At 36.1% G+C, this 16,243-nt stretch carries 20 protein-coding genes; 16 read left to right on the top strand and 4 right to left on the bottom strand.

The window, feature by feature from the left end; genetic code table 11:
* Window positions 1–33: 33 nt before the first annotated feature.
* The 5 genes from coxB (at window position 34) to ctaG (ending at window position 4,925) form a co-directional block, all read left to right on the top strand.
* On the top strand, window positions 34–1,083 hold the full coding sequence (coxB, locus tag QUF93_RS20895; protein ID WP_002088304.1) for a cytochrome c oxidase subunit II: 1,050 nt from the start codon (window positions 34–36) through the stop codon (window positions 1,081–1,083).
* Window positions 1,084–1,143: 60 nt separating this feature from the next.
* Window positions 1,144–2,979 (top strand): cytochrome c oxidase subunit I, encoded by a 1,836-nt coding sequence (gene ctaD, locus QUF93_RS20890; protein WP_289361006.1) that lies wholly within the window; start codon window positions 1,144–1,146, stop codon window positions 2,977–2,979.
* Window positions 2,979–3,602: a cytochrome c oxidase subunit III gene (gene ctaE / locus QUF93_RS20885; protein WP_289360068.1), complete on the top strand. Its 624-nt coding sequence runs from the start codon at window positions 2,979–2,981 to the stop codon at window positions 3,600–3,602. Before ctaD ends, ctaE begins: the two co-directional genes overlap by 1 nt.
* Window positions 3,603–3,605: 3 nt before the next feature.
* Window positions 3,606–3,938: a cytochrome c oxidase subunit IVB gene (gene ctaF, locus QUF93_RS20880; RefSeq protein ID WP_289360067.1), complete on the top strand. Its 333-nt coding sequence runs from the start codon at window positions 3,606–3,608 to the stop codon at window positions 3,936–3,938.
* 81 nt (window positions 3,939–4,019) lie between these two features.
* Window positions 4,020–4,925 (top strand): cytochrome c oxidase assembly factor CtaG, encoded by a 906-nt coding sequence (ctaG, locus tag QUF93_RS20875; protein WP_002121958.1) that lies wholly within the window; start codon window positions 4,020–4,022, stop codon window positions 4,923–4,925.
* A 36-nt stretch (window positions 4,926–4,961) separates the two neighbouring features.
* Here ctaG and QUF93_RS20870 read toward each other — a convergent pair whose 3' ends face one another.
* Window positions 4,962–5,327, bottom strand: a complete 366-nt coding sequence (locus QUF93_RS20870; protein WP_289360066.1) for a YugN family protein — start codon at window positions 5,325–5,327, stop codon at window positions 4,962–4,964.
* Window positions 5,328–5,535: 208 nt separating this feature from the next.
* Here QUF93_RS20870 and QUF93_RS20865 point away from each other — a divergent pair, with 208 nt between their 5' ends.
* The 6 genes from QUF93_RS20865 to QUF93_RS20840 all read left to right on the top strand — a co-directional run bounded on the left by QUF93_RS20865 (window position 5,536) and on the right by QUF93_RS20840 (window position 9,105).
* The gene (locus QUF93_RS20865) at window positions 5,536–6,570 is read left to right on the top strand and encodes a CAP domain-containing protein (protein ID WP_002121953.1); all 1,035 of its coding nucleotides are present in this window, start codon (window positions 5,536–5,538) and stop codon (window positions 6,568–6,570) included.
* A 228-nt stretch (window positions 6,571–6,798) separates the two neighbouring features.
* Window positions 6,799–7,236, top strand: a complete 438-nt coding sequence (locus tag QUF93_RS20860) for a YlbD family protein (protein WP_002121950.1) — start codon at window positions 6,799–6,801, stop codon at window positions 7,234–7,236.
* 11 nt (window positions 7,237–7,247) lie between these two features.
* Window positions 7,248–7,493, top strand: coding sequence for a YlbE-like family protein (locus tag QUF93_RS20855; RefSeq protein ID WP_002121947.1), 246 nt, complete (start codon window positions 7,248–7,250; stop codon window positions 7,491–7,493).
* A gap of 77 nt (window positions 7,494–7,570) precedes the next feature.
* Window positions 7,571–8,143: a histidine phosphatase family protein gene (locus tag QUF93_RS20850; RefSeq protein ID WP_070144654.1), complete on the top strand. Its 573-nt coding sequence runs from the start codon at window positions 7,571–7,573 to the stop codon at window positions 8,141–8,143.
* A 115-nt stretch (window positions 8,144–8,258) separates the two neighbouring features.
* Complete coding sequence (locus QUF93_RS20845; protein WP_128281152.1) at window positions 8,259–8,711, top strand: YlbF/YmcA family competence regulator; 453 nt, start codon at window positions 8,259–8,261, stop codon at window positions 8,709–8,711.
* Window positions 8,712–8,838: 127 nt separating this feature from the next.
* The gene (locus QUF93_RS20840; protein WP_002088292.1) at window positions 8,839–9,105 is read left to right on the top strand and encodes a YlbG family protein; all 267 of its coding nucleotides are present in this window, start codon (window positions 8,839–8,841) and stop codon (window positions 9,103–9,105) included.
* 54 nt (window positions 9,106–9,159) lie between these two features.
* On the opposite strand, the gene QUF93_RS20835 is transcribed toward QUF93_RS20840, so the two are convergent.
* Window positions 9,160–9,549, bottom strand: a complete 390-nt coding sequence (locus QUF93_RS20835) for a DUF7147 family protein (protein ID WP_002014762.1) — start codon at window positions 9,547–9,549, stop codon at window positions 9,160–9,162.
* Between the two features lie 515 nt (window positions 9,550–10,064).
* Between QUF93_RS20835 and rsmD the strand changes: the two genes are divergently transcribed.
* Window positions 10,065–10,631 (top strand): 16S rRNA (guanine(966)-N(2))-methyltransferase RsmD, encoded by a 567-nt coding sequence (rsmD, locus tag QUF93_RS20830; RefSeq protein ID WP_289360064.1) that lies wholly within the window; start codon window positions 10,065–10,067, stop codon window positions 10,629–10,631.
* Window positions 10,628–11,119: a pantetheine-phosphate adenylyltransferase gene (gene coaD / locus QUF93_RS20825; protein WP_002121935.1), complete on the top strand. Its 492-nt coding sequence runs from the start codon at window positions 10,628–10,630 to the stop codon at window positions 11,117–11,119. The genes rsmD and coaD overlap by 4 nt, the downstream gene beginning before the upstream one ends.
* On the opposite strand, the gene ylbJ is transcribed toward coaD, so the two are convergent.
* Complete coding sequence (gene ylbJ, locus QUF93_RS20820; RefSeq protein ID WP_289360063.1) at window positions 11,111–12,340, bottom strand: dipicolinic acid transporter SpoVV; 1,230 nt, start codon at window positions 12,338–12,340, stop codon at window positions 11,111–11,113. The two genes, coaD and ylbJ, sit on opposite strands and share 9 nt — an antisense overlap.
* Window positions 12,341–12,452: 112 nt before the next feature.
* On the opposite strand from ylbJ, the gene QUF93_RS20815 reads away from it, so the two are divergent.
* Both QUF93_RS20815 and QUF93_RS20810 read left to right on the top strand, forming a co-directional pair.
* A complete protein-coding gene (locus QUF93_RS20815; protein WP_098778504.1) occupies window positions 12,453–13,244 on the top strand; it encodes a patatin-like phospholipase family protein in 792 nt (263 codons plus the stop codon).
* A complete protein-coding gene (locus QUF93_RS20810) occupies window positions 13,237–14,262 on the top strand; it encodes a SepM family pheromone-processing serine protease (protein ID WP_002121931.1) in 1,026 nt (341 codons plus the stop codon). Before QUF93_RS20815 ends, QUF93_RS20810 begins: the two co-directional genes overlap by 8 nt.
* A 25-nt stretch (window positions 14,263–14,287) precedes the next feature.
* Here the strand turns inward: QUF93_RS20810 and QUF93_RS20805 are convergent, their stop codons facing one another.
* Window positions 14,288–15,529, bottom strand: coding sequence for a nucleotidyltransferase (locus QUF93_RS20805; protein ID WP_289361005.1), 1,242 nt, complete (start codon window positions 15,527–15,529; stop codon window positions 14,288–14,290).
* Between the two features lie 153 nt (window positions 15,530–15,682).
* Between QUF93_RS20805 and QUF93_RS20800 the strand changes: the two genes are divergently transcribed.
* Window positions 15,683–16,183: a YceD family protein gene (locus tag QUF93_RS20800; protein WP_002121927.1), complete on the top strand. Its 501-nt coding sequence runs from the start codon at window positions 15,683–15,685 to the stop codon at window positions 16,181–16,183.
* The last annotated feature ends 60 nt before the right edge of the window (window positions 16,184–16,243 follow it).

Here is a 16,243-nt window from a genome sequence, read left to right as displayed (position 1 = left end):
ATCTAATTCACAAAGAAAGTGGGGGTTGTTTGTATGAAGAAACAGTGGCGACTGCTTTCGTTCGTTTCACTGCTGGCTTTACTGTTAGGGGGATGCGGTAAAGCTTTTCAGTCTACTTTAATTCCGCAAGGGGAAGTAGCAAAAATGCAATATGATTTGCTCTTGCTAGCGAGTGCAATCATGGTAGGAGTAGTACTTGTAGTTACTATTATTTTCTTATATGTAATTGTGCGTTTCCGACAAAAAAAAGGTGAGGAAGATTATATTCCAGAGCAAGTTGAAGGAAATCACAAACTAGAAATTATATGGACAGTTATTCCGATTATTCTTTTGTTAATCTTGGCTGTTCCGACTGTTACATATACATTCAAGCTTGCTGATGTAAGTGCGATGGAGAAAAAGAATATTGATAAAGATACTATCGTTGTTGATGTAACAGCGAATCTTTATTGGTGGGAATTTTCTTATAAATCAGAAAAAATAGTAACTTCTCAAGATTTAGTTATCCCCACAGGTAAGAAAGTGTATTTGAATTTGAAGGGTGCCGATATTAAACATTCGTTTTGGGTTCCATCTTTAGCTGGGAAAATGGATACAAATACAGATAATGTAAACAAAATGTGGTTAAAGGCAGATAAATCGGGCACTTATAATGGTTTTTGTACAGAATTTTGTGGCCCATCACATTCTTTAATGCAGTTCAAAGTGAAAGCTCTGGATGAAAGCGAGTACAAAAAGTGGCTTGCTGATATGAAGAAGATTGATGGGAAAAAAGAAGTAGCTTCTACAAAGGCGCAAGAAGGTCAAGAAATATTTAATAAAAGCTGTATTGGTTGTCATGCAGTTGGATCAAATGATAGTAGACCACCTTCTGCTCGTATCGCACCGAACTTAGCAAACTTTGCAGATCGCGATATGGTTGCTGGTATTGCCGAAAATAATGAAGAGAACTTAAAAAAATGGCTCAAAGATCCTGAAAATATGAAACCAGGTAATAAAATGACTGGTAAATATGGCAACTTAACGGATGATCAAATTAATGCATTAAATGCATATTTACAAACGTTAAAGATTGAAAAGTAAAGAGGGATCATTTGCGAAGGGGAGGTTGAAAACGTGAGTTCTGTAGCAAAAAAACAGGGGATGGGTGCTGTCATATGGGATTATTTAACGACAGTAGACCATAAAAAGATTGCCATTCTCTATTTAATTGCAGGTGGATTGTTTTTTATAATAGGTGGAATAGAAGCACTATTTATTCGCCTGCAGTTAGCGATTCCTAACAATGCTTTTCTTGTTGGGGATGCTTATAATCAAGTATTAACGATGCACGGTACAACAATGATTTTCCTCGCAGCTATGCCACTCGTGTTTGCATTTATGAACGCCGCTGTACCACTTCAAATTGGAGCACGTGATGTGGCGTTCCCGTTTTTGAATTCGCTCGGATTTTGGTTATTTTTCTTTGGTGGAGTATTTTTAAATTTAAGTTGGTTTTTAGGGGGAGCGCCTGATGCGGGGTGGACATCTTATGCATCTTTAGCTTTAGCCTCTAAAGGACATGGTGTTGATTTTTATGTACTCGGCTTGCAAATATCAGGTATTGGTACATTAATTGGAGGTATTAACTTCCTTGTTACAATTATTAATATGCGCGCGCCAGGGATGACGTACATGCGCATGCCAATGTTTACATGGACAACATTTGTAACATCTTCACTTATTTTATTTGCATTTCCACCATTAACTGTAGGATTAGGACTTTTAATGTTAGATCGTTTATTTGGCACAAGTTTCTTTAATCCGGCACTAGGTGGGAACACGATTATATGGGAGCATTTATTCTGGATCTTCGGTCATCCTGAAGTATACATTCTTATACTCCCAGCTTTCGGAATATTCTCAGAAATCTTCGCCACATTTTCGAAAAAACGATTATTCGGTTATTCTTCGATGGTGTTCGCGACAGTATTAATAGGGTTTTTAGGATTTATGGTATGGGCGCATCATATGTTTACTGTTGGTCTTGGACCTGTTGCAAATGCTATCTTCTCAGTTGCAACAATGGCGATTGCAGTTCCGACAGGTATTAAAATATTTAACTGGCTCTTTACAATGTGGGGCGGAAGTATTCGGTTTACAACACCTATGATGTGGGCAGTAGCTTTTATTCCATCATTCGTTATGGGTGGAGTTACTGGAGTTATGCTTGCGTCGGCACCAGCCGATTATCAATTTCATGATAATTATTTCGTAGTAGCACACTTCCATTATGTAATTGTCGGTGGTGTTGTATTTGGTTTACTTGCAGGTGCGCATTATTATTGGCCACTTATGTTCAATAAAGTATTAAATGAAACGTTAGGGAAAATAACGTTTTGGTTATTCTTTATCGGTTTTCATTTAACGTTCTTTATCCAACATTTCCTTGGTTTAATCGGTATGCCTCGTCGTTATTACACATATTTAGAGGGGCAAGGATTAGAGGTTGGAAATATGGTTAGTTCAATTGGAGCAGTTTTCATGGCTCTTGGAACAATTGTTCTTTTGTTCAATGTTATAAAAACAACAGTATCAAAAGAAAAAGCTGGTCGTGATCCATGGGATGCGCGTACATTAGAGTGGACAATGCCAGCGCCTACACCGGAATACAATTTCAAACAATTACCATTTGTTCGTGGATTAGATCCATTTTGGATTGAAAAACGTGAGGGTAATAAAGAGATGACAGCGGCGGAACCAGTCGGTGATATTCATATGCCGAATGCTTCATTTTCACCATTTATCATTTCTCTAGGTCTATTTATAGCCGCTTTCGGTGCGATGTATATGCAGGGCGGCAAAGATAAATTTTGGTTATTAGTAGCAATTATCGGTTTAATCATTACATTTGGTGCAATGTTCCTTCGCTCAGTAATCGATGATCATGGATATCATATTCATAAGGAAGATTTAGAAGATAAGGGGGGCAAGGCATAATGCATGTAGATGAAAAATTAACGAATGAAACATTTCCAGCAGAGCCTGAAAAAGCAACCCTTGAGGGGAAAAATAAGTTTGTCGGTTTTTGGTTATTTCTTGGGGGCGAAACGGTGTTGTTCGCTTCCTTATTTGGCACATATTTAGCGCTGAAAAACTCTACAAATGGTGGACCAACATCTCAAGATATGTTTCAAATGCCGCTCGTTTTCATTATGACGATGCTTTTGTTAACAAGTAGTTTAACGAGTGTATATGCAATGTATCATATGAAAAATTTCAACTTTAAGAAAATGCAACTTTGGTTACTTATAACAGTGTTGCTTGGCTTAGGATTTTTGGGATTTGAAATATATGAGTTTTATCATTATACACATGAATTCAAACATACTATGAGAAGTAGTGCATTTGGTTCTGCATTTTATGCTCTTGTTGGTACGCATGGGCTCCACGTATTGTTTGGATTGTGTTGGATTTTGACATTAATCTTTAGAAATGCAAAGCGGGGCTTAAATTTATACAATGCACCAAAGTTTTACGTTGCGTCAATTTATTGGCACTTTATTGACGTAGTTTGGGTGTTTATTTTCACTGTAGTATATTTGATGGGAATGGTGGGATAAACAATGGCAATTAAGCAAACGAATAATCCTAAGGTTGATCTTGTTTATCGGAAAAGAAAAAGTGCGGAGGAAATGAAGCACCAAGTTATTACGTTTGCACTAATGATTTTTTTGACATTTGTTGCATTTGCAGCGGTAGCATATCCGAAGACATTTAGCCCGATTTTTTCGGTTCCATTTATTTTATTGTTAGCAGTTGTTCAAGTTATATTTCAGTTATATTATTTCATGCATATGAGCCATAAAGGACATGAAGCGGCGAGTTTCTTCTTGTACTCTGGATTGTTAATTGGTTTATTAACAATATTAGCCTTTATGACAATTGTGTGGATTTAAACAGTGATAGTAGGGGGCTCTGATTTATCATAGCCCTCTTTTTATATGAAATATAAGAATTTTGAAAAGGTAGGTGTGGAAATGGAAAACTTATGGGTATTTGGTTTTCAAGCTTTATGGAGTCCGATTTTTTTATTATTTATGATCTCGATTCTTATTAGTTATTTTTTAATTATTGGACCATATAGAACGCGATTTGAAAATGCGACGAAGGTAAGTAAGAAGCAAATTTTTTATTTTACGACCGGAATTGTTCTTTTGTATTTTGTAAAGGGAGGACCTATTGATTTAATTGGTCATATTATATTTAGTGCACATATGTTTGAGATGGCAGTAATGTATATTGCGGTGCCTCCGTTATTACTGCTTGGTATACCTGTTTGGTTATATCGTTATATTACTTCTTTTAAGTTCGTTCAAATTGTGATAAAGTTTTTTGCTAAGCCGCTTATTGCGTTGTTTGTATTTAATGGCCTGTTTTCCTTTTATCATTTGCCAATTGTTTTTGATGCAGTAAAACAAAGTCAAATAGCGCATCCTATTTGCCTTGCTATATTGTTTTTTGCAGCAATGATGATGTGGTGGCCGATGTTAAATCCGCTGCCAGAATATCAAACTTTAAGTGATATTAAGAAGCTTGGTTACATGTTTGCTAATGGTATTTTATTAACGCCAGCTTGTGCGTTAATAATTTTTGCAACTGCACCATTATTTGCAACATATACAGATCCGGCCGCTTGGATGAAGGCAATGGAACTCTGTGTACCGGCGGGTACTTTATCAGATTTAAATATAACTGGACCAGAATTTTTACATTGGATGCCGGTAGTACAAGACCAGCAAACAGGTGGTATCATTATGAAAATTGTCCAGGAAATAGTGTACGGTACGATTATCGGTTATGTATTCTTTAAATGGGCACGTAGAGAGCGCGAAAAGGATAAAGAGCAGCTGCAAGAGTTACCTCCTTATTTGCAGACGAAATAAAAACTAGCGCATCGTGTTAATGCGCTAGTTTTTTTGTTATTCAATAATTTGAAATTCTTTTAACTCTTTTTCAATATTTTGTAGGAGTTGTTCGCTTTTTTGAAGTACATTCGTTGGGAAAATCTCATCATCTCCATATTCAACACCATGAGGATAATAATGTTTTCCTAATAAGGGTGGCAATAGTTTTACTTGAGCGTGTCTGCCACCAATGTCACCTTCAACAGCAAATCCTTGTACACGTAAATAATAAACATCCTTTAATATTTCAAATTTATAATCATATGTAACGCGTTCGTAATCCCATTGTCCAGCAAGTACGAAATGATTGTTTTCCATAATCGTAGTTAAAAGAGTTAAATCAACGACTGCATCATTAAAGTTTGTATTTGTAAATTGCATAGAATACCTCCTTCTTTTAATGTTATTTCATTATTTTTATAATAGTATGAATAATAAGAAAGTGCAATTCCTATTGCGAGAAAAGGGATAATCCAGACTTTTTTCGTGAAAATATGATATAGTGAAAAGAGTACGGTACACACAAAAAAAGGAAAGAAAAGGATTTGTGTATATCTCGATTTTATGCTTTGTTCAGGAGGTATATCGTTTGAAGAAATTATTGCGTATCGTAATGATTACATTTTTAATTTTAGCTGTTGATTTATACGGGAAGTTACTCGTGTCACAATATATATTAACCCCATCTCACTCTAAGCAAGAAAATAAAATTGTGAAAAAGAAGAAGCAAGTAAATGAAGAATCCACAGACACTGTTTTAAATATGATTGGTGGGGACTCTGAGAATTTATTAGCGAAGTGGGGCGAACCGTCTCGAATAGAGCCGTCTGCTTATGGATATGAATGGTGGGTGTATAATCAAGATTTAGCTCAGTATGTTCAATTTGGAGTTGCTGAACGTAAAGTTGTAACGGCGTATGTTGCTGGTGAGCAAGTTAAGGTGGCTCCCTATTATATAAATGAAAAGTATGAAGAGGTATATAAAAAGAATCCACTTTCACATGAGATTTCATTAAAAAGAGGAAAGAATAGTTATCAATTTGAGTTATCTGATACGGAAGTAATGGAACAACCGCTAGTACCTGTAGAAGATGGATGGGCACAATTATATTTTGATCACTTTACACATGAGCTTGTTGGTCTTCGGTATATGGATGATGAAACGTTATTACGACAAAGACCATATCAACTTGTTTATTCGGGTGAATTAATAGCGGAACAGCCGCTGACGCCAGAAAAAATGAAGCAAGTAGAAAATGGGAATATGCAACAAATTCTCGATTTAACAAATATTATTCGAAGTCGTCATCAATTACCGTTGTTAACATGGGACCAACAAACTGCAGATGTTGCATTTGGCCATAGTAAAGATATGAAGGATAATAATTATTTTTCGCACGATTCACCTGCTTTTGGTACGTTAGGAGATCGTTTGCAACGTGGGCAAGTGGCTTTTCAACTTGCTGGTGAGAATATAGCGGCGCAACATAGTGATGGAATTGCGGCGGTACAAGGTTGGTTAAATAGTGAGGGTCACAGAAAGAATTTATTAAACGAACAATTTACTGGATTAGGTGTTGGGGTATATGATAAATTTTATACTCAAAACTTTATCCGAAAATAAAATGAAACTTTAATCAGTGGGGGCATCCCTCGCTGATTATTAGCCTTCATCAATCGGGCTTTAACGGGCAGTAAGACTCCCGCCTAACTTCGCGTATTCGTAGAAGTTAGGCGGGGCTTATGTCCACAAATAGGGAGATAAAAAGGTGCATGAATCGTCTGAAAATAGGCGAACCATGTGCCTTTTTTTTCTTACAATATAGTAGATATACATGAAGAGGTGAGGATTATGCCAACAACAAAAGGGCCGTTACATCCATCGGTTCAACAGTTTAAAGAGTTTGTAAACCATCACCCTAAAATGGTTCATGAGGTTAGAAGTGGTCAAAAAACTTGGCAGCAATTTTATGAAGAATGGTACTTACTCGGTGAAGAAGATCAAATATGGACAGCGTATAGACCTGATGGAGCACCTGCTTTTTCTTCGGTAAAAGAAAATAAAGAAGAAAAAGATAATCGAACTGAAGAGGAAAAAACTGCTGATGTGATGGGACAAATGCTTTCTTTCTTTAAAAAGTTGGATGTGGAACAAATGCAGCATCATTTAGCTAATGTAACGAGTGCTATTGGGAGTGTGCAACAAGTTATTCAACAGTTTCAAGGAAATCGCACGCAGCAAGAACAAAGTACTTCTGAAAATAATCCTTTTTTCTTTCAAAAGGATTAGGGGGAAAGAGGATGAGAGCGGAAATTATGGAGTTTATAAAAGCTGATGAGGATTTAGCTCGCTATATTCGGGAACAGCCATACTGGTACCGGAAATTGACGCGTAACCCAGAAGAAAAAGAAGCTTTTGAGTTAGCTGCCATGCAGCATTTCAAAAAAACGATACCAGATAAAGTGGAAAAATTTCAAAATCAATTGGCGGTTGCTTCAATTATGATTGATATGTTCCAGTATATGAAGCAGCAAAATACGACGTAATTGGAAGGGAAAACTATGTCCGTTGTGCAAAACTTTTGTTACAATAGAATCGGATTATTTAAAAAAGGAGTTGCAGCATGACGGAAATTTGTTTAGTACGACATGGACAAACTGATTGGAACTTTCAAGAGATTATTCAAGGGCGCGAAGATATTCCACTCAACGAAGTTGGGAAGAAGCAAGCGAGTCAAAGTGCAGCTGCTTTGCAAGCGGAATCGTGGGATATAATTATAAGTAGCCCGTTAATTAGAGCGCAAGAAACAGCTAAGGAAATTGCTGGGGCTATTGGATTACCATCTATTTTATTAGATGAGCGATTTATGGAACGTAATTTTGGGGAAGCTTCTGGGAAACCAGTTGCGGCCGTTAGAGAGTTAATTACAGAAGGTAATGTAGAAGGAATGGAGCAGGATGAAGAAATTGTAGAGCGCTGTTTTACGGCTTTACAAGAGGTTGCAGCAGCACATGGAGATAAACGTATTATCATTGTTGCGCATTCACATGCAATAAAAGCTATTTTACACGCAATTGCACCAGATGAAATTACATTTAAAACGCCGTTAAAAAACGCATGTATTAGCTACGTGAAAGAGAATAGCGGGAAATGGGATGTTCTTAAATATAATATTGCGGAGCATATTAGTGTATAAGAGTGCAAGGGATTGTATGAAAAGTAGTTAGAATCATATCTTTCTTTTAGGTGAGACACTTCAATTAGTAGTTCTGTTCCAAATGTGTTATGATGAATACTCGGAGGTGTCTCTCATGATTGTAGCGACGCTGGAAAGCGTATTGATTTTAGATAAGGCAGAGCAGCTTGCAAAAGCGATTATCTGTTCAGATATAGCAGAAGATTATCGTAAGTATTATAAGGATTTACAAGAAGATATAGAAGTCCAGACGCTAATTCAGCAATTTACAGCGATGAAAGAGCGATATGAAGAAGTGCAACGTTTTGGTAAATATCATCCTGATTATACTTTCGTTTCGACGAAAATGAGGGAATTAAAGCGTTCTGTAGATATGCATGATAAGGTTGCAGCCTTTAAAAGAGCAGAAACTACTTTACAAAAGTTATTAGATGAAGTTAGTGTAGCAATTGGTTCTGAGGTGTCTTCTTCCGTTAAAGTTCCAACAGGAAATCCGTTTTTTGATGCGGGTGGCTGTGGCGGTGGTTGTGGTACCGGAGGCGGTTGTGGTTGTAAAAAAACAGGGTAATTTACCCTGTTTTTTAGAATATAGAAGAAAACGTATACAGAGTTTGTCCTTTAATGTCATAAATTTTTGATTGGTTTTCATAAAATATAAGAATATAAGTTTTTAAAAGGAGAAGATGGAGAAGATTATGTTCGGGCAACGACAAAGTATGATTGTTTATTTACATTCATTGAAACATGCCAAGATTTTAAGGAAATATGGTAACATTCATTACATATCAAAACGATTGAAATATGCCGTTGTTTATTGTGATATGGAACAAATTGAGCATATGATGCAAAAATTGAATAAGCTTCCTTTTGTAAAAAAAGTAGAACAGTCGTATCGCCCATTTTTAAAAACGGAATTCGAAAATTCGCGTCCTGATCGGGCAAAAGAATACGATTATAGCTAAGTAAAAAAATCCCCAGCTAAATTTAGCTGGGGATTTTTTACTTGAAATAACGTGTTATTTCATTGGAGGAATGAAATTGTTCATTCGTAAAATACCAATTAGATGATTAAAAAATAGTTCTTTTTCAGGAAAAGTTGTTGATGGTTTTACAGTAAAGGGAGTAACTTTTTTCCCTATTTGTTCCGCCATTTCTTCAAATAAAACGACACGTTTACTTTTTTTATTTTCAAGTACAGGAATGCCTTCACGACATATGTATAATGGTTGGAAATCACCAGTAGTTGTCGGTTTTAGTATTACAACAAGTGAACACACTTTTTTTTCGTTTTTTACAGTTTCGAATTGTAACATATGTGTTACACGTTCTTGGTTTGTTTTGGCAATTTCAAGTAATTCATATAAGTCAGAGTAGCCTTCTCCGAGTTCTATAAAGCGTTGAATCATATTTTTTCCTCCTCTTTCTTTTACTGTACCACCTCACTTTTTAAATGAAAAGTAGACAAATAAAAAAACCCTGCAAAGCAGGGCCCTTCTAATACTAGTATGTACTAGTAAGAAGGCAAAGGGAGAGGAGAAACCGGAGGAAGAACTTATGGGGAAACGTAAGTCTTCTCCGCGGTTGGCAACAACATCGAATGTGATGTTGTTATATTTATTTATGTCCAATCTAAATGAAGATATACATAATGAAATTAAAATTTATGTTAGGCTTTTTATTTTTCTTTTTTTTATTTTATGATAGGATAAAAAAGGTAAAGTGGAACTGATGTACATAAAGGGTTTTTGTTCGCAAATAGTGAGATGAATATGCGAGAAAGAGCGAACGGTTATTTTAACTAAAGTTCTCTATAGGTTAAGTAACGAATTAGTGAAGAATTGTATGGTTTGGTAGCGGTTACCGACTTGAGATGGATTTACTGTAATCGCTCGATAGATTGAAATAAAGGTAGTGACAACAGATGAGAGTAGTTTCAGGAAAATGTAAAGGGCACCCACTTAAAGCGGTACCTGGTAATACAACACGTCCAACGACAGATAAAGTGAAAGAATCTATTTTTAATATGATAGGTCCTTATTATGATGGTGGTATCGCTCTTGATTTATTTGGTGGTAGTGGTGGTCTTGGAATTGAGGCCATAAGTAGAGGGATTGATAAAGCGATTTTTGTTGACCGAGATAGTAAAGCGATAAAAATCATTCATCAAAATTTAGAAAGCTGTAGAATACAAGAACAAGCCGAAGTGTACCGAAATGATGCGGAACGTGCGATAAAGGCGCTTATAAAGCGTGAAATATCATTCGATCTTATACTAATAGACCCTCCATATAAAGGTCAAAAAATTGTGTCTTTAATTAGTGTGATGGATCAACATGGATTGTTAAATAAAGATGGAATCATTATGGCAGAGCATGGGGATGACGTAGTTTTACCTGATTCTATAGGAGAACTTGTAAAAGTACGGGCAGAAAACTATGGGATTACAGCAATTTCGATTTATAAGTATGAAGGTGAGGGGACAGAATGACAAGTATAGCTATTTCTTCAGGGAGTTTTGATCCAATTACCCTTGGACATTTGGATATTATTAAAAGGGGAGCAAAAGTATTTGATGAAGTATATGTAGTTGTTTTAAACAATTCATCAAAAAAACCATTCTTTTCGGTAGAAGAACGCCTAGAGTTAATTCGAGAGGCGACAAAGGATATTCCGAATGTAAAAGTTGATTCACATAGTGGATTATTGGTGGAATATGCAAAAATGCGTAATGCAAATGCAATATTACGTGGTTTGCGAGCGGTTTCTGATTTTGAATATGAGATGCAAATTACTTCAATGAATCGAAAATTAGACGAAAATATCGAAACCTTCTTTATTATGACAAATAATCAATATTCATTTTTAAGTTCAAGTATTGTAAAAGAAGTTGCGAGATATGGGGGAAGTGTAGTAGACCTTGTTCCTCCGATGGTAGAGCGTGCTTTAAAAGAAAAGTTTCAAACCCCGTTAAAGTGAACGGGGTTTTTCTTTATAAATGCGTAAAAACAATAAGATAACATATAAATATAAACAAAATAAGGTGAAGATTGGTCCGTAGTGTATAAATGATGTCCAAATATCAGTTAGTGTGTAAGAATGATTCAATAAAAATACGGGAAGATCTTCTTGCGTAGGCGAGAAAGAATGAACTTTTTCATAAAATGGTCCCCAAAATATAAAAGTGAAAATAGGAGCGAGAATACTTTGAATAATTCGAGCTAAAAAATATGGCTTAAAGCGGATATCTGTCTCCGCTAATATGCTTGCTACTTGTGCCTGAATAGAAAGGCCGCTAAATGCTAAAATGAAGCTTGTTACCATCGCTTGTTGAAGAAGTGTTGTTTCATTAATTTGACTAATCATTTGGCTTCCAAGCGTCATTTCAAAAACACCGGATAATATCGGAATACTAAATTGGGATGTAAGTTGGAAGAATGATAAAATATGTTGCATAATAAAAGAAAGCGCTTCTGTAATTTCGAAAACAGTAATCATTTTATTTAAAACAGAGAATAAAATAATAAACCCACCAATCATGAGCAATGTTTGAATAGAAGAAACGATAGCGTCACCGAGTAGTTTTCCGATTGGTCTTTTTTCTTGCATACGTGTTTGGTGGAGTATGGAAAAAGGGTTTTGAAAGGCACGCTTTTGATTCGTATGTTTGTCTTTTATGTAAGTATCGTTATTACCGTAAAAGCGCATAAGTAATCCGACGATAAAGTTACTTATATAATGTGCTGCTGCTAATACGAGCCCTAATTTCGGATTATTGAAAAAACCAATAGAAACCGCTCCAAAAATAAAAAGTGGATTAGAAGAATTTGTGAAAGATACGAGTCGTTCCGCTTCAATTTGTGTTAGTTGATTGCTCCTGCGTAGTCTAGCGCTTAATTTGGCGCCAGCGGGGAATCCTGAAGCCATTCCCATTGCCCAAACAAACCCACCTACCCCTGGAACACGAAACAGTGGACGCATTAGTGGTTCTAATATAACACCGATAAATTTTACAACACCAATACTGATTAGAAGTTCCGCAATGATGAAAAACGGTAGTAGTGAAGGGAATACAACTTCCCACCATATATTTAACCCGCGAATTGAAGCTTGCAAAGCATCTTGGGGGTGAAGTACAAGAGAAAAGGTTAAAAACAACATTGATATGGTAAGAAAAGCAGTTTTCCATTTTTCGTACATGTAAGAAAATCCCCCTTTGTCCCAAAAACGTTCATTTCAGTATACGTGGATATGTGGTGAATTTAGACCATAAGTATGAAAAAGGAATGAAAAAAATTAAAGGGTGAGAAAAATGAAGGAACCAAAAATTGGTTTAGCACTTGGATCCGGAGGTGCAAAAGGTTTTGCTCACATAGGGGTAATAAAAGTGTTAAGGGAAGCTGGTATCCCTATTCATATGGTAGCAGGTAGTAGTATAGGAGCGCTAATTGGTACATTTTATGCAGCGAGTTGTAACGTTGAAAGACTGTATAAATTGGCAGCTGTTTTTAAAAGGAAATATTATTTGGATTTTACAGTTCCTAAAATGGGATTTATTGCTGGAAAACGTATTAAAGATATGATTAAAATGTTTACATATAATAAAAATTTAGAAGAGTTAGATATCCCGACTGCTGTTGTGGCTACTGACATTTTGAAGGGGGAAAAAGTTGTTTTTACAAGCGGTCCGATTGCGGAGGCGGTTCGAGCTAGTATATCTGTGCCAGGGGTGTTTGTTCCAGAGAAAATAGATGGCCGCTTATTAGTGGATGGAGGGGTAATTGACCGTATTCCTGTATCGGTTGTAAAAGATTTAGGGGCTGATATTGTTATTGCTGTTGATGTATCTCCAATTAAGGTGAATGGAGAGGTTACATCGATTTATGATGTGATTATGCAAAGTATTGAAATCATGCAGCATGAACTTGTGATGAATCGGCAAATAGCATCAGATTTAATGATGCGGCCAGCAGTAGAACAATTTAGTTCGCGTGCTTTTACACATATTGAAGACATCATTCGGGTCGGAGAAGTGGAAGCAGAAAAACACATTTCAAACATTTATTTACTAATTGAGCAGTGGAAGGAGAAACATAATGTTTAAGCGTTTTCGGTTTATATATGCAATTTTAATAGGGGTTATATTGGCAATGCTACTTGTTTATGTGCGTTTGCCGTATTATGTGACAAAACCAGGTATGGCGGCGAAATTAGCGCCATACGTCCAAGTAGATGGTGGAACGAAAGAGTCTGGTGATTTCATGCTTGTCACTGTCTCAATGGGACCTGCCAATGTGGTGAACTTAATTGCTGCGCAATTTAATAAATATACACACGTTTCGAAGGCGGAAGAAATATTGCAAAAAGGTGAGAGTGATGAAGAATATCAATTTCGCCAAAATTATGCAATGAAAGATTCACAAAACGCTGCAATTTATAATGCATATAAACGTGCAAATCGCTCTGTTTCTTTTGAAAATAAAGGTGTACTAGTGGCTGGTGTAGCAAAGGGCATGCCGTCAGAAGGAAAGCTTAAGCTTGGAGATGTTATAGTAGCTGTCGATGGAAAAACATTCGACAAGACGGAACAATTTATTGAGTATATGACAGGGAAAAAAGAAGGGGATACAGTAAATATTGAATATAAGCGGGGCGGAAAACAGTTTAAAGAAAATTTAAATGTAAAGACAATCCCTAATGGGAATGGACGCGTCGGTATAGGGGTCTCTATCGTTACGGAAAGAGAGTTAGTAGTAGATCCTAAAGTGAAAATTGATTCCCATGAAATAGGAGGGCCATCAGCAGGGTTAATGTTTACACTAGAAATTTATAATCAGCTCGTTGAAGAAGATTTAACAAACGGACATGAAATAGCTGGAACAGGTACAATCAATGATAAAGGAGAAATTGGTCCAATTGGTGGTATTCAGCAAAAAGTAGTAGCTGCTAGTGATGCAGGAGCTGAAGTGTTTTTTGCGCCAAATGAAAAAGGTGTAGAGAAATCGAATTATAAAGATGCTCTTGAAGCTGCGGAAGATATTAAAACAAAGATGAAAATTGTACCGGTGGACACACTGGATGATGCATTAACGTATTTGGAAAAAATGGGTAAAACAAAGTAAACCTCTCTGAAAAAGAGAGGTTTTTTTATAGGAATTTTTTAGTTGTTTCATCATAACGAATTGGATGATGCGTTGCGTCTTGTTTTAGCAGTTGTGTCCGCAAAGGTTCTTGCATTATGGAGAAATATACAGCATTTGATTTTCGCTCCATGTCTAAAGTTGGATGTTCGAATGTTTTCGTATGAGTAAGGATTGGGAGTTCTATTTTTTTCTTGTTTTTAGAAAGATAAGTTTGTCCCTTTTGTGACATTCCGAGAAGACGGATATACGGCGCGTGTTGCTCTATATTTGCTTTATATATTTCTTCCTTCGTTGTATTTGTTAAAATATGTGTACAAGCTCTTTGTAATCTAGTCCATGTATAACGTTTTGTTTTTAATGCTTCCATGAATGAATAGAAAGATGAACTGTTTTGTATTTTTGATAAAATACGATGCTCTAAACCTTCTTCCATTTCATATATATGTTGTAAGTCCTCTGAAGACATCGTCATAAGTTTGTATTTAAAAAATGAAAAGTATTTTTCCCAGTTATGTAGCGTCCCGTAGTTTTGTTTGTAGTTTTCTAAAAGAGAAGCAGTCATTTTCGGGATAAAAGGCTCAATAGTTGTAGAGGAACTGTTTTCATTAAATAGCTGTTTGCGAATACTTGTTGCACTTGCAATATGTTGATCATGAAATGTTTCATCATGATAATGAGAGGCGAATCTTTTTATAGTTTGTGCTTGCATGGAACTATTTTGTAAGAGAATTGCCTTAATGTACTGTAAGCCTAAAATGTTATTTGGTTGTGACATATCTACGTTTTTTTCGGCTGGTAAGATGTGTAGAAAGGCTTCAGATGTAGCTTTTGCATAACTATTACCTGCATTCATAAATTGCTTCACAAGACGATTAAAAGTCTCTTCTTCATTTTTTTGTATAGCGATGGTATTGTAGAAATTTTCAGTTTGTCCATCTTCACTACCGAAACAAATTTCAGAAACACCAAGGGCGTTTAAAATCGAAATTGCGCCATTTGCGAAAGTTTCGGCCTTTTGTGTTGCGAATGCATAAGGAAGCTCTACAACAAGGTCTACGCCGTTTGTTAAGGCCATTTTAGTACGATACCATTTGGAGATGAGTGCGGGCTCACCACGCTGCAAAAAAGGACCACTCATAACGGCGATAATAATATCAGACTGTGTTAACTTTTTTGTTTGTTGCACATGATAAGCATGACCGTTATGAAAAGGGTTATATTCAACAACAATACCACTGGATTTTATGGTAATCTCTCCTTTCGATGTAGCATCTTTTTGGAAAACGTGATAATCTATATATTATTTCCTATGATGACTTCATTATAGTGTAAAGAAAAAACATTGACAAATATAAAATGGCTAGCTATAATTTTGTTTGTTGCCTTGAGGTGATATGATATGAAATGGTCCATCCATCAATTGAATAAATTGAGAAATAAAGGATTGACATTAAATGAAATGGTAGATGTAAGTGAGCTAAAAGAGGTCGAGAAAGATATTCGTGAAATTAATCCTGTTCATGTAACAGGAAGAGTTGATTTTGGCTCCGGTAAGTTTACGTTTCATCTACATATAACTGGAAGCATGGTTTTACCATGTTCTCGCTCTTTAGTAGATGTGACATTACCATTTGACATTAAAACAACTGAGGTGTTCCAAACTTCAGAAGAAGAATTTGAAACAGAAGCTGAAATTCATTGTTTAGAAGGAGAAGTACTTGACTTACTGCCCGTAATCAAGGAAAATATACTTTTGGAGATTCCAATGCAAATTTTCAGTGATGATGTTTCTGGTGGAGCACCGATGCAAGGTCAAGACTGGCAAGTGATTTCGGAAGAAAACAAAGAAAAGCCTGTTGATCCAAGATTGGCAGGACTTGCAAAGTTTTTTGACAAATAATCGGAAGACTGGTTTAGGCCTTCATATGAAAATAACTATTTCTTTTAAGGAGGTGGGAAG

The organism is Bacillus hominis (assembly GCF_030348325.1).
Classification (GTDB): Bacteria; Bacillota; Bacilli; order Bacillales; family Bacillaceae_G; genus Bacillus_A; species Bacillus_A hominis.
Note: the sequence above shows the minus strand (reverse complement) of the source record. Positions and strands in the feature narration are given on the sequence as shown.

What these genes read in the sequence shown, in the direction of transcription:
- coxB (WP_002088304.1), top strand. Translation starts at nt 34, where the DNA reads ATGAAGAAACAGTGGCGACTGCTTTCGTTCGTTTCACTGCTGGCTTTA.
- ctaD (WP_289361006.1), top strand. Translation starts at nt 1,144, where the DNA reads ATGGGTGCTGTCATATGGGATTATTTAACGACAGTAGACCATAAAAAG.
- ctaE (WP_289360068.1), top strand. Translation starts at nt 2,979, where the DNA reads ATGCATGTAGATGAAAAATTAACGAATGAAACATTTCCAGCAGAGCCT.
- ctaF (WP_289360067.1), top strand. Translation starts at nt 3,606, where the DNA reads ATGGCAATTAAGCAAACGAATAATCCTAAGGTTGATCTTGTTTATCGG.
- ctaG (WP_002121958.1), top strand. Translation starts at nt 4,020, where the DNA reads ATGGAAAACTTATGGGTATTTGGTTTTCAAGCTTTATGGAGTCCGATT.
- QUF93_RS20870 (WP_289360066.1), bottom strand. Translation starts at nt 5,327, where the DNA reads ATGCAATTTACAAATACAAACTTTAATGATGCAGTCGTTGATTTAACT.
- QUF93_RS20860 (WP_002121950.1), top strand. Translation starts at nt 6,799, where the DNA reads ATGCCAACAACAAAAGGGCCGTTACATCCATCGGTTCAACAGTTTAAA.
- QUF93_RS20855 (WP_002121947.1), top strand. Translation starts at nt 7,248, where the DNA reads ATGAGAGCGGAAATTATGGAGTTTATAAAAGCTGATGAGGATTTAGCT.
- QUF93_RS20850 (WP_070144654.1), top strand. Translation starts at nt 7,571, where the DNA reads ATGACGGAAATTTGTTTAGTACGACATGGACAAACTGATTGGAACTTT.
- QUF93_RS20845 (WP_128281152.1), top strand. Translation starts at nt 8,259, where the DNA reads ATGATTGTAGCGACGCTGGAAAGCGTATTGATTTTAGATAAGGCAGAG.
- QUF93_RS20840 (WP_002088292.1), top strand. Translation starts at nt 8,839, where the DNA reads ATGTTCGGGCAACGACAAAGTATGATTGTTTATTTACATTCATTGAAA.
- QUF93_RS20835 (WP_002014762.1), bottom strand. Translation starts at nt 9,549, where the DNA reads ATGATTCAACGCTTTATAGAACTCGGAGAAGGCTACTCTGACTTATAT.
- rsmD (WP_289360064.1), top strand. Translation starts at nt 10,065, where the DNA reads ATGAGAGTAGTTTCAGGAAAATGTAAAGGGCACCCACTTAAAGCGGTA.
- coaD (WP_002121935.1), top strand. Translation starts at nt 10,628, where the DNA reads ATGACAAGTATAGCTATTTCTTCAGGGAGTTTTGATCCAATTACCCTT.
- ylbJ (WP_289360063.1), bottom strand. Translation starts at nt 12,340, where the DNA reads ATGTACGAAAAATGGAAAACTGCTTTTCTTACCATATCAATGTTGTTT.
- QUF93_RS20815 (WP_098778504.1), top strand. Translation starts at nt 12,453, where the DNA reads ATGAAGGAACCAAAAATTGGTTTAGCACTTGGATCCGGAGGTGCAAAA.
- QUF93_RS20810 (WP_002121931.1), top strand. Translation starts at nt 13,237, where the DNA reads ATGTTTAAGCGTTTTCGGTTTATATATGCAATTTTAATAGGGGTTATA.
- QUF93_RS20800 (WP_002121927.1), top strand. Translation starts at nt 15,683, where the DNA reads ATGAAATGGTCCATCCATCAATTGAATAAATTGAGAAATAAAGGATTG.